At 57.0% G+C, this 12,845-nt stretch carries 7 protein-coding genes; 1 reads left to right on the forward strand and 6 read right to left on the reverse strand.

The genetic code is table 11. The annotated features are described in order from the left end of the window. Nucleotides 1-128: 128 nt before the first annotated feature. From J2858_RS13240 to J2858_RS13265, 6 genes are all read right to left on the reverse strand, one after another. Entirely contained in the window at nucleotides 129-1,298 is a 1,170-nt protein-coding gene (locus J2858_RS13240; protein WP_210105287.1) for a dsDNA nuclease domain-containing protein, read from the reverse strand. Between the two features lie 524 nt (nucleotides 1,299-1,822). Next, complete coding sequence (locus tag J2858_RS13245; protein WP_210105288.1) at nucleotides 1,823-5,128, reverse strand: DEAD/DEAH box helicase; 3,306 nt, start codon at nucleotides 5,126-5,128, stop codon at nucleotides 1,823-1,825. Further along, on the reverse strand, nucleotides 5,121-5,909 hold the full coding sequence (locus tag J2858_RS13250; protein WP_210105289.1) for a hypothetical protein: 789 nt from the start codon (nucleotides 5,907-5,909) through the stop codon (nucleotides 5,121-5,123). The genes J2858_RS13245 and J2858_RS13250 overlap by 8 nt, the downstream gene beginning before the upstream one ends. 625 nt (nucleotides 5,910-6,534) lie before the next feature. Next, the gene (locus tag J2858_RS24355; RefSeq protein ID WP_210105290.1) at nucleotides 6,535-6,822 is read right to left on the reverse strand and encodes an integrase core domain-containing protein; all 288 of its coding nucleotides are present in this window, start codon (nucleotides 6,820-6,822) and stop codon (nucleotides 6,535-6,537) included. Nucleotides 6,823-6,940: 118 nt separating this feature from the next. After that, nucleotides 6,941-7,858 (reverse strand): alpha/beta hydrolase fold domain-containing protein, encoded by a 918-nt coding sequence (locus J2858_RS13260; RefSeq protein WP_210105291.1) that lies wholly within the window; start codon nucleotides 7,856-7,858, stop codon nucleotides 6,941-6,943. A 197-nt stretch (nucleotides 7,859-8,055) separates the two neighbouring features. Continuing rightward, nucleotides 8,056-11,013, reverse strand: a complete 2,958-nt coding sequence (locus J2858_RS13265; RefSeq protein WP_210105292.1) for an FAD-binding and (Fe-S)-binding domain-containing protein — start codon at nucleotides 11,011-11,013, stop codon at nucleotides 8,056-8,058. A gap of 1,095 nt (nucleotides 11,014-12,108) precedes the next feature. Here J2858_RS13265 and J2858_RS13270 point away from each other — a divergent pair. Continuing rightward, nucleotides 12,109-12,822, forward strand: a complete 714-nt coding sequence (locus tag J2858_RS13270; RefSeq protein WP_432443359.1) for a c-type cytochrome — start codon at nucleotides 12,109-12,111, stop codon at nucleotides 12,820-12,822. Nucleotides 12,823-12,845 lie beyond the last annotated feature (23 nt).

Here is a 12,845-nt window from a genome sequence, read left to right on the forward strand (position 1 = left end):
TCCGTTAATGCGACCTTTGACACCGCAGATATCCATGAGCAGCAGAAGGCGGGCGGCGTGAAATTCTACTATGTCGTCCGCCGCCAAAGGCAGACTGACGGGCTGCAACCCAACGCGGTTGAGAGACCTCATAGCACTGGCCTATTGAATCTTAGGAGGCAGCGATCCGTGATATCATATAAGCAACCCTTCAAGAATGCAGACCGGTCCTCTACCATCGCACCACGCTCCGCGTTGAGCGTGTCCATGCGGCTCAGGCAAAGCGAATGAAACTGTACGGGATCGATGTCTAATTCACCGGCGACAAATCGTGCGCGAAGGGACGCTACCTCTGACAGAACTCTGCCTTGAAGGTTGTTGACGTCGCTTTCATCAAGGTAGCGTGGTGCGCGGGCTTCAGACGCATAGCCACGCCTTAGCGCGGCGGCGAGAGCCGTCATCTCGTCCGGCAGTCCGGCCTCGGCCATTTTCAAGGCCAGCTTGCCGCCCGAGCGAGTTGCACCTTGGGAAATATCAAGGAGCCGCTCTTGCCACCAAGTCCGCAACTCTTCGCGGGTAATGATCTTCCTTGAAGAATCCGGCAACCATCTGGCTGCCCCGGCGGCCTTAGCTCTTGCTCGCAACTCGAGGAGCAAGTTCTCCGCCGGCTCAAAAAGGATGGACGTTCCCTCCTGATGTGCTAGGCGCATAAGCCTGACTAAGTTGTCCTTCTCGACAGCCCTTTCAGTGTCTCTATGGTCCCATAAGCAGTTGGCGAGCCAGAAGGCGGCATCTCTACCCTTCGGAGATCTGAAGCCGGGACACCGGCCTTCTATCTCCACGGCGAGCGCAACGATATCAGCATCAGCGCTTTGGCGTCCCTGCGAGGAGCGAGGGAAGGTCAGTGGCTTCAATGCGCTCACTACTGGTCGCAGCGTAACCAGCCGAAATAGGGAATTTTCAAGGTAGCCATCTCTATCTAGCGATTTCTCGAAAATCGATGTCCCAGTTTTGGCCTTCTTGCGTTGGCAGATGTCGGCCACCGACCAGAACTTCTCCTCTTCTCCTGCCTTGACCTGTATATATTCGGCTGTGCGCGCGTCGATTTCTTCCCAGACGAGCACTATATCGTCGTGTGTCTCAAGGTGCACCTTAACGAGGGCAGGATTTGCGAGCATATCGATCAAAAAGCCGACAGCTATTTCATCTTGATAATTGAAGCCAGTACGAGCACTAGGACCGCCTTCTTCGACGGGCTGAGCATCGTCGATAGATGGCCATACCTCTACCGCGGCAGAAATATCGTTCGCTCCCGTCAAGAGGGACTACCGGCAAAAAACTGATTCATGTATGATCATGCGGACGATGTTTTGACCGCATCACTCCCCCTAAACGTGTCTTTTGCATCACAATAAACTTAGCGATGCAGAATGTCGATTGCCTTGGGCCGATAAAAGAAAAAACGCCCCATTAATCGTGCGATCTCAAGAAAACCTGAGCAGAGTGGGAGTCAAAACGTAGGATGATTGGCCGGCAGAACAAGGATTAAACGTGAAGATACAATTTCTCTCGCGGCATGAAGACCCTGAGGAAGGAACGAGATGTCAATGACATGCACCTGATGACTGATTAGCATTTCGTTTGCATTTTCCAATTGCCGCGCAACCCGAAACAGCTGGAGCGAACTCAAAACTGGATAAAACTTGAGGGAAAGGTCATCAGTTTTGCACGATATCTGATCTTTCCATTTGGCAGGGCGCATAAGCGTCTACTGATATATCAACGATGACAGCCGAAGAAATGATGAACGGGAAGGCTCGGCGAGTACGATGATGTCGTCAAATCATTCGTCTTCCAGGAAGCTGTACAAGTTCTTCCCACGCCTCACACGTTCACGTGTGTCGTCGAAATTCTCAAATTCGCCACCAGCTTCAATGAACGCTTTGTAGTCGTTGTGCAGTATCATTGCCCTTACTCGAGAAACGTCGCGGCCATGTTCCAGCCGGCTTGCTAGAGAATCGGGACTGTCGCATCCTTCACGAACGATCGCAGCCAGCGTGGACAAGACCGTTAGGACAGGGAAGGTCGGCTCTCCCTCGAGATCATTGGCGGCATTTCGTGCCACTAAGATCCTCGCAGGTAAGCCCGCGACAAATGCTAGATCCTGTACAATTCTGAGCGCAAACTGCCTCGCAAACTTACAGTTTCCGACATCCTGTGTTCCAGTGTAGTGGCGCTCTATTTCGCATAGAGGGCGCGCGGACATCCATAACGGCAGAATTTTTAGAAGCGCGGCTAGCCCTTGCCTTCCTCGCTCTTCGTCGGAAGGCAGTTTCTTGTACGCTTCGCCAAAGAGTCCTTCGAGGTTTTCAGGCCTGACGAAGTCAAGCAGTCGATCCGGGATTTCAGCGATCCATCGGAGTAGAAGCGTCATAATCTCAATGGCGCTTCCTTCTAAAAAGCCATTGTCGAGGAGTGTCTGGATTCCGCGCAGGTTCTGCACCGACACACCCGTCGATCCAGAGACAAGGTCAATCCACCCCCGTCCGGACGAGTCGCCCATGATAGCTTTTGCGTGAAGCGCCGCTTCGATGCGGGTTTCGATCCATCGTTGGTTGCCGTCCCGGTTTGCCCTGTAGGCGGCAAGGGTACGAGATAGCATTTTTCTTGCCCCATCAAACTCATCGTCGCCAGGAGAGAGAGGAAGCTTGCTAACAAGATAGGAAGACATGCCACCTTCTGCCGCACTGATATGAATTTGATCCAATAACTCCGTAAGTGGATCATCGATCTTGAGGCACTGATCCGATTGCTCGAAGATATTTCGCAATGTTGCCCAGTGATCGCCTATTTCGCCGGTTTCGTCGTCAAATTCGATGACACGACTCGGGACGACCAAGACGAGCCCCTGCGAACGTTCTCCTGCCCGGCCGGCGCGTCCGGCGGCATTGAGCACCTCGTAAGCTTCTAAAACCTCCATTCGTTTTGCCTTGGGATCGAAGCGGCTATCACCTGCGATAATGACAATTTCAGCGGGGAGATTCATACCCTGCGCAAGCGTTGAGGTGGCGAAAAGCACCCCGATTCCGTCTGGTCGTTTGAAAAGCGACTCGTGGAGATAGCGTTCTTCTCTTAGAAGAAGACCGTGATGGCTTGCCGCCCCGCCACTAAAGGTTCCATCTTCGTCGAGACGGAGATAGCAATACTCCGGGCCCCCCATTTCCTCGACGGCGAGGTGATGCCACTTTTGTTCACTTGTGTTAAGTGTGACCGACGGAGCCTTAAGAAGTTCCCGAAAATCCCGGCTCGAGGCATTTGCCAGAACAGTCGTCTGGACAAAGACTAGGGTCTTGATGCCGCTCGCCGAAGATGCCGCAGCGATCGCAGCGCTCAGTTTGTTGCCGTTGGGCGTCAGCCGCCACCGAAGGAACCTATCCGGTGCTGTGCTGAAATGGGGTGCGTTGTTGATCATCCCCAGTAATGTGTAGTCTTCGGTATCCGTACTCGCCCATGTCTGGTGCAGAGAGAAAAGGCCGACCGGCGGCGCGGTCAGCTCTCGCTCGATTTTTGCTGGAGCGTTGTTCTTTTTTTTGGGATAGTCTTTTCGCGCTTGTATTAAAATTTCCCTTAGCTCGGCGATACGGTTCGCGGCGTAAACGACGGTGCCACGGACCTGCCGGGTTGGCTTCCATGTAAGATCCAGAGCGAGGCAATCCCGTCCGGTTAGGTTCCGAACCCACGATGCTATCTCGCCTGCGTTCTTCATCATTGCAGAAAGCAGCAAGACGTCCGCATCAGGTGCCGCCGCTGTCAGATTGAGCAGGGTCAACATTGCGTCTACAGCGCGTCGGCTTCTGTCGTCGTCTCTTGGATGAAGCAAATGGCATTCATCGAAGACGATGAGGCCGAGGTTTTCAAACGCCTCGGGTTGCACTGAGTGTAGAAGGAGGCATCTTTCCGGCGTAGTGACAATTACCGCGGGAAGCACCACGACGTCGGCGACAGTAACCTCGTCCTCGAGATCGCCGACGACGTCGTAATCCTGGAATGTGTTTTTAAGCGATGTCGCCGTCTGGTCAACAAGAGCATTAGTCGGTGCGAGGAACACTACCTGCTCGCCGCGCAAGAGAGCCGCCGCGATCTTCAATTCAGCCAGCGTTGACTTCCCACCCCCAGTCGGGAAGCTGATCGCGGCAGAAACACCCTCTTCGAGATAGCCCTTGTCGATCGCATCCCGGTGATTGCGCCAGAGATATGGTCGCGTTGTCGCCATCCTCTTAATTATCTTCCACCAGGCCGCTTCTCCGACGCCGCCTGGGGTCGGGGTGCGGGCGATCGCCGTAGCCGTTAGGTCACGCTCGACGGCAAGTAGGAGATTTGCAAGGTGAAGAGGGCCAGGGAAGAGACTGTAAACCGGGCCGTCCTCTGCGTCGGCTATTTTATCGACGCTGAGAGCCTTTACTTTCATAAATGTCGCTTGAGCAGTTCCGCTCCCAGTCAGGGATTCTTCGTCCGTTCTTGATAGAAGCTGCCTAGCTAGGCTCCTGACACCGATGAACAGATGGAGAAGAAGTGCCTCTTGCGCCTGGTCGTCGAGGGGAGCAGATTCGTCGAATACGGGAGACGCCATTGCCAGGATACCGTTCAGTTCCCCCCTTGCAAGGCGACGGATAGCTAGCGATAGAGCCGTTTCAATATCCGTCGCTTCTTCAACTTCAGGGAGTATTGATTTCGAGGCTTCGGCAGCGTCGGCGAAAGAGTCGGCAATCATGAACAGAAGTGTCGCGCAGACATCGGGCGATACGGATGATCTATCGATATAGCTCTGCCGGGTCAGAGCCTTACGTAACGCAACGCCCTGAGCATACACTTGGTGCGCGGTTCCTGAAATAAACGCCGCCGCTGCGCGGTTCTCGCGGTCCGGTAGCAGCGCGACGAGGGCTTCGTGCGTAGCTGCGAGGCGTTTCATTCGGCGAAGCGTGCGTACCAAGCGGGCAGGAAGATTTTCGTCCTTGTTGTCTCTAAACCGCAATCTCGCCGCGACTATCTCCGCGTATGCTTTGGTGAACTCCCTGGGAAGTTCTTCGAGGTTGACACCCGTTAGTTCTGGGCCTGAGGCGATAAGTGATACGGTTGAGGCATCAAACATGAGGCGCGAGCTCGGATATTCGAGTTTCCACCTTGTCGGTGAAGGCCTCCATCCAATCCCTCATATCTGGGATGCAGATCGTTTCTGCTCGACGTCGGTTCACATTGCCGCTCACGCGATCGTTAAAGCCTTTGAAGAGGCCCTTGCGGGCCTTCTGATCGACGTGCTCGTCTCCGACGGTGATGCTAATCCGATAGCGTCGTGCATTTTTCCAGATGATATTCTCAACGGCTTCCTCGATCGCGAAATCGGATGCGGAGCCATGGATGGCCTCGAGCATCGACGTCACCTCATGCGTCAGTTCGGTTATCCGCTGACCAATTTCGAGCTTCTTAACTTCAGGCCAGACTTTTTTGATCACTGTGCTTCGAGGTGACGTGGTGGCCTTGTCCTCGAAAATCACGACTGCGGATACTGTGCTGCCGTCTGGCGACATCTCCAGCTGCATGCCATCGAAACCATGATCAGCCTTACGAATATGAGGGGCGCGAATGAACGCGTTACCGCGGTTTGCGTTGGCCGCAATCCAAGAGATGACCTGGAAAATCCAACCATCGCGCTTTGAAGACGATCCGTCCGCATCCAACGCAAGCTTATCCAGCGCGTCCGCAACGTGCTCGGCGGTCGTCGTTGGTGGTCTCGGGGCGAGTCGCTGCAGGACCTTGGAAATATGTCGATATTGTCCAAGCGTGACGCGTGCTACCTGGTCGACCAGTTCCTCCTCGTCTTCGATCTCCCACGACCAGCCGTGACATAGTTCGTCATGGTCCGTCGCTACCAAGCTAAGTGTCATTTTCGATGCGTGCCCCATTAGCGCCGATTCGCCAGCCCCTATCCATATGGTTGCATTTTTCGTCTAAACACGACAAGTAATGCATGCACGATGGCATGAAAAGTTGCGACAACAACTTCGACAAAGCTGCCAGTTGTGGTTCAGCTTGCTCCCGCAAATGTGACTGTGGAATGGCCGGGAGAAGCTGTCTACAAGTCTAGGGCTATTCAGATGAAGCGAATTTGAACGTCGACGATGATTACGTTTGGGATCTTAGCAATGGCCCCTGATGGAACAGAGTTATCTGTCTCGCTAGATCCTCATCCACTTCCTTCTTATGCGGCAAAAGAAACCGACATTGGCGGCGTCCCCACCGGCCTTCGCTTCCGCGGCCTGCAACTGCTGGTGAACAAGTTTAACGCGATGGAACGAAAAAGCCCGAGTTTGGAGCTCATGGTGAGACTGTGCTTCGCCTGGAAGGCCGGCTTTAGCCTCCGCTAGTTATGATCAAACCCTGTCCTCGCAACCGTTTGAGTAGTTCATTAGATGGCTACTTGGATCGAATGTCGGTATCGGTATCTGCGAGCCCCCGCAACCACCGACACTTGTAAATTCTCCCACTCGGGAGATCTCCTCATTTGCATTTTGCTCCGTGTCGTTCACCCGTTGCAACGGGCCAGTGTGGCCGGAGCTCGTTGTAGTATCTACGCCAATCCTCAATCTTTGCCCGCGCGGCTTCAAGGTCATGAACCAGTGGGCGTTCAGGCACTCGGCGCCGAACTTGCCAAGAGACACTCGATGGCCAGCCGTCCCGCTTGAGCAGCACGTGGCCACGCCTGTAGCCGTAGCGCACCCGCGTCTGGCAGATGTCCTTGATCTTCAGTTGCAGTTCGGCCTGCTCGCCACCATTTCCCTGTGGCACAGAGGGTTTGCTACCGTTCTGAAATCAAGAGCCTCTGCGCCTTGGCGAACAATCTGGTCGCCGGTTCGTATTCCTTCAGGAAAGACATTACACCCACAACCGGCAACATTATCATTGGTCAGCTCGAAGCGCGGGCGATGCCGTCCGAATGGGTCCGGACGAAATGGGTGATGAGATCCCGCGCCCTGTCGGCTTCCGGAAGCGGCAGGATCGTATAGACATGCATGAGGCCCGGCGCCTCATGGTATATCAACTGGTGCCTCTCGATCTTTGCCTTTTCTGCAAGACGTCGAGAATCCGTCACCAGCACGTCGCGGCTTCCCGAAATGATCTGGATGGGCGGCAGGCCGGCGAGTGAGCCGTATAGGGGGCTCGGTAAAGGATCGTTCGTTGCGCGCTTTCCGGCATAGAGCTGGCCAGCCGACATGAGGCCGGGCAGCATCAACATTGGATCGCTGACGGCAATCTTCACCTGCTCCGGGGCTGACATCGACACATCGAGCCAGGGTGACAGGAGGATAACGCCCGTTGCCGGTGGAATTGCCTGTCTGGCAGTCTGCATCGCAACCGACAGTGTCAGCCCGCCCCCGGCAGAATCCCCCATCAGAAAGAGCGATCCTTCTCCGACTTGAGCGCGCACTTCGCGATAGATGGCAAGCGCAAAATGGACTGTCGCTGTACAATCGACCTCGGGAACTTTGGGGTAAAGAGGAATGATGATCCGTGCCTTCAGGCGCACGGCCATGTCGGCCAGGAACGTCCAATGCTGCGCCATGATCGGCCTGATATAGGCGCCGCCGTGAAAATAAAGCACCGTTGTGCAGATATCCTGACCCAATGGCGAGATCGTGTAGATATCCCGGCCTTCACGGGAGGCTTGCTCGACATGGCATTTCCCACGCACGGCCGATCCCGGTTTCGCCGGCGCAGGGCTCTCGTTGCGAAGGCCCTCTGGTGTAAAGGGCCTGGCATAGACCAGGCGACGGCCGGACAGCTTGAGAAAAGCCACCATCAGATGCGCACGAAAACTGACCATTTTATTCTCGCAATAAATTCAGATGAAGCTGGAATACAATGCTGGATATTGGCGGGCCGCCTTCTTCGGGTGGGCCTATCCCCCGCCTGGAAGCATGCCTGTGAGAAGTCGGAGGCGTCGGTCTCAGCGCATGGATTTGTCAGAAGGATGCGGACGCGCTTGTCTGCGCAAGCGCCCGCATTTGCTGCGCCAGAGCATCACGTTTGCTGGATGAGTTCGGTTTCCACCGGTCGGCTCAGTTCCTCCAGAAGGAAGACAAACGACTCGTAGGGATATCCGGTGGCATGCCGCAGGCCCATCTCGCAGGTGCGGTTGGCTGACACATAAACGTCCGCGGGCTCGGCATCGAGAACCGCCTTGATCTCGCGCGATGCCGATCTCACCAGTTCAGGATGCAATAGTCCGCGATCCCCGGCCGTGCCGCAGCACGTCGTTCCGATGGGGATCTCAACATCGACGGCGAGGTGATCCGCGATATCTTTCAGTTTTCTGTCGAGCCCCAGATGGACCGCAGAACAATTGGGATGAACGGCCACGCGGTTGATTTTTCGCGTGATCGAAAGCTCGGGGAGCAGGTCGTGGCACCATGCGATCGAATCAATGATGGTGAGCTTGGCGTATCTCGCTTTCGCTTCCTCCGTAAGGTTTGGTGGTATGTCTTCGATCAGGCTGAGTGAACAAGACGCCGCATCCACAACGATCGGCAGAGTGCCACCGTCGCTCCAGTCCCAGAGAGCCTCGGCCGTCGCGCGGGCCATAAACGCATAAGCATCACCAAAAGCCTTTGATTTCCACGGTGATGAGCAGCAGAGGCCACCGCAGTCGGGCGGGATCCATAGCTTTTTTCCGGCGCGAGCGGACAGCTTCACCAAAGCTTCTGGCAGGGAGGGCGCTGCCGGTCCCGCCGGATCGCGTCCGAAGATGCGATTGATGCAGGCCGAGAAATAAACCGCAGCAGCACCCTCTCTCCTCGTCCGAGGCAGAGGCCTTGCGGGTCGTGGCATGGGTCCGGGGATAGAGGGAATGAGATCGGGACTGACGACTGTTCGGGCGAGACCAGTCAGAGCCGTCAGCGGTTTGGTCCCGACGGCACTGGTCATGACATGGGTGCCCGCGAGCGCGACCCGTGACAAGCCTTCAAACGTTTTCCAGTTTTTGGCGATACGCAGTGCCACCCTGTTGGAGGTCGGGCTGTTTTCCTTCGCCCGCAATTCCTTGATCACGTCGCCCGTATTGATGCCGATCGGGCACGCGATAGAGCACGTGCCGTCGCCAGCACATGTTTCAACCCCATCGTATTGGTATTCGGACTGTAGCTGCGCCAGCATGGCCGAGTCTGGCCGTTGACGGGCCATTTCGCGCCGCAGCACGATGCGCTGGCGCGGTGTCATCGTGACATTGCGGCTTGGGCAGACCGGTTCGCAGAAGCCGCATTCGATACAATGCGAAGAACCTGCGACGCCCTCGATCTGAGGGACCGACTTCAGGTTTTCCATATGGAGGTTAGGATTGTGCGTCAGGATCACATTTGGTGCGAGCACGCCAAGAGGATCGGCGAGTTGCTTGATCCGCCACATCATGGCTGTCGCTTTCTCACCCCATTCGGCGGCGAGGAACGGAGCCATGTTGAGGCCCGTGCCGTGCTCTGCCTTCAAAGAGCCGTCGTGTTTTCGAACAACCAGATCCACAAGCTCCGCGATGAAAGCGCCGTATCGTGTCACTTGGTCCGGATTCGTGAAGTTCGCGACGAGGGTAAAGTGCAGATTGCCGTGTCCGGCATGGCCGGCGACCCCTCCGGGAAAACCGTGCTTGGCCAAAAGTGCCTGAACGTCATGTGCACCTTGAGCGAGCCTGGCTGGCGGAAAACAGACATCCTCGGTGATGAGTGTCGAACCTTCCTCACGGTTCTTGCCGATCAGGCCAAGCAGACCTTCGCGCACATGCCAGGCGAGCTCGATGGCTTCCTCGACACTGGTGAATTCGACCGGTCGAACCAGATTGGCTTTGCCGACGAGTTCCAGCACCTCGGCCTGCTTTGCCGTGAGAGAGGCCTCGTTCTCTGCGCCGAACTCGACAAGCAGCGCCGCCGCCTTCGGATCAAGCGTCTTCCAGTAAGACGGCGTTTCGGGAAATGCGTTGCCGGCCGCCGTGAGGGCCGGAGCGACCATGAGTTCGACGGCAGAGGCGCCAAGCCCGACTAGCCCGGGAACAAGCGATACCGCCTCGTCGATCGATGGCACGGGCACCCATGCGACGCTTGTGACCTTTGCGACGGGAACGGTTTCAAGAGTGGCCTCGGCCACGAAGGCGAGCGTCCCTTCCGATCCAACCAGCAGTCGGCGGAATATCTCGAGCGGCGTTTCGCCATCAAGCAGCGCGCAGAGGCGATAGCCATGGGTGTTTCTAATCTCGAATTTCCGGCGGATCCGCGCCGCCAGATCAGCGTCCGCGAGCAGTTCACCTCTGAGATCGAGGAGGCCTTGAGCCAGCTCCGGCTCGGCCTCGGCGAATGCCGCCTCGGCTCCAGGCGCCTGGGTGTCGATGATGGTGCCGGACGGCATGATGAATTTAAGGGCTGAAACAGTACTATAGGCGTCTCGCGTGACTGTGCAGCGCATGCCGCCCGCATTGTTTGCGATCACACCGCCGATCGTGGCGGCGTGTGCGCTTGCGGGATCTGGACCCAGTCGCCTGCCATGTTTTGCCAACATGGAGTTGACATGTCCGAGGATCGTACCCGGACGGGCACGGACGCTTGCGCCGCCTTTCTCGATCGTCGCGCCGTACCAGTGCCGGCGGACGTCGATCAGGATATCGTCCGATTGCGACTGGCCGTTGAGACTGGTTCCGGCGGCGCGGAACGTCGCATGCCGACCCTTTTCGCGGCAATACCGGAAGAGCTTCACGATGTCTTCTGCCGATCTCGGCATCACCACCACCTGAGGCATCAGCCGGTACGGGCTTGCGTCGGAGGCGTAGCGCACCAGATCGATCGCGCGGTGTTTCACGCGATCGGCTCCAAGAAGCGAAACGAGATCCGATTTAAGGTCCTGCGGCGTTCCGTTGACAAGCCTGCCAGGAGCCGCGTCCGCGACGGGCGCGCATTCAAATCGCCCGATGCGGGCCGGGTTGGCAGCGAACAGCTTTCTGACCACGTGGGTCTCCTTCAAACAGTTTGAGGTGAAGCGGTACTAAGGCCGTACCGCCAACCAGGGCAGGGGAACCCACAATGATCATCTCCCCGAGGTAACAGGCCGTGCCGGGGAACTCGAAGTCTTGAACCTCGTCGCAGTCGCGCCGGGTACGCCGGGTGCCCCGTGCGCCGGCTGGACTGTGCGCCTTCGCAACCTCTCACAGCAATCCAGAGCAGGTGGCGAGGGTGAGCCAGGACCGAACGGCCGGGAGTGCGATACGGGCGACGGGCATTCTTAGCGCCAGACTTACTTGCTCTTATCCAAACCTGTTGGATGTCACGGATCTGATGGGTGTCTGCAGAACCGTTGCCGCCGACGCCAGACAGGACCGATCGTCTTGCAATCTCGGCGACCCTTGCTGTCCAGACAGTGAGGCAAGGGGATCAACATTGAAAAATATTTCCTGAGACCGGGAAAGATTACTTTGCAAATGGAAATACCGGCTGCTCCTCGTGATCGATTGACTTCAGATCGGGGCCGGGCATTTTTTTCATCGTTCTGCTGGCGGCATCGACAGGTTGATTTCGATCATTAGTAATATTTTTGTGCGGCAACGAAAGTTAGCTCGCCGTGAGTCAGCACGCTGACCGCTTCAGCCCTTCCCAACTCACCGTGAGTTAAGAGTTACATCACTTCCGACGGCGGTCGCGTGCCGTTAAAAAAGTTCAGGTCACCTGCAGCATGTCTGGCGCGGTGGTTGACCTCAGCCCGACGTTGACGTCGTCCGCTATGTGAGACGAGACGCCTGACCTGAAGGTGATGACGCCGCGTGCTGGTGCGTCGACATGGTGAACATGGCTGTTTGCCGAGGCCAGGGTCAATCGTGGGCAGGCTCGCTTTGGACGACGGATTGCCACTGCGGCGAACGGAAGGACATGCATCTTGATCTCGTATTTTCCGACCGTCGAACGTCACAAAGCACAGGTCAGCCTTCTCATGATGATCTCACGGCGGCTCATCCAAGGATCGCAGAGTCCGAGGCAATGCGGTCGTTCCGACGAAGTTTGCGCCAGTGGGCACAGGGGCTATGGGATTAAGGCTTGGGGCCGGCTCACGATGATGTCAAAGCGGGCTCACATCATCGGTCTTCTGATCGGTGTCGGCTGCATGGCCGGGGTGGTGCGCGCTCAGGACGTCATGGATATGAGCGCCCGCGTGCAGGCATGTGCTCCATGCCACGGAGCCAATGGTGAGGGCACGAAAGATCCCTATTTCCCAAGGCTCGCAGGCAAGCCTTCAGGCTATCTCTACAATCAACTCCTCGCTTTCAGGAGCGGTCGTCGACACTACCCACCGATGAACTATCTTCTACACTACCTCCCGGATTCGTACCTGCGCCAGATCGCCGACCATTTCGCGGCACAGCAGCCGCCCCTTCCTGACAATTCCGCCGCCCCCGCCGTGAGCGAAGCACTCCTGCAGCGAGGCGAGCAAATCGTCACAGGTGGCGACACCGACCGTGGTGTGCCTGCCTGTGTCAGTTGTCATGGCTTGTCTCTCACCGGGCAGGAGCCGGGCATCCCCGGATTGCTCGGGCTCAAGGCGGCCTATCTGAGCGCCCAGCTTGGAGGATGGCGTTACGGGACCCGCACCGCCATCGCGCCCGATTGCATGCAGATCGTTGCGGGGCACCTGACGGAAGACGACGTCAGGGCTGTCTCGGATTTTCTTGCCGGACGCCCACTTCCAGCAAACCCCGCCCCCTCTCCCGCAGGGAGCTTTGCGCTTCCATTCGCGTGCGGCAGCCAGCCATCGGAGGCCGCACGATGAAATACCCAGCAGTGTATGCGACC

Origin of the sequence: Neorhizobium galegae, from assembly GCF_017877135.1 — a bacterium.
Classification (GTDB): domain Bacteria; phylum Pseudomonadota; class Alphaproteobacteria; order Rhizobiales; family Rhizobiaceae; genus Neorhizobium; species Neorhizobium galegae_A.

Coding starts and splice junctions, on each gene's coding strand:
- J2858_RS13260 (WP_210105291.1), bottom strand. CDS start 7,858: ATGGTCAGTTTTCGTGCGCATCTGATGGTGGCTTTTCTCAAGCTGTCC.
- J2858_RS13270 (WP_432443359.1), top strand. CDS start 12,109: ATGATGTCAAAGCGGGCTCACATCATCGGTCTTCTGATCGGTGTCGGC.
- J2858_RS13245 (WP_210105288.1), bottom strand. CDS start 5,128: ATGTTTGATGCCTCAACCGTATCACTTATCGCCTCAGGCCCAGAACTA.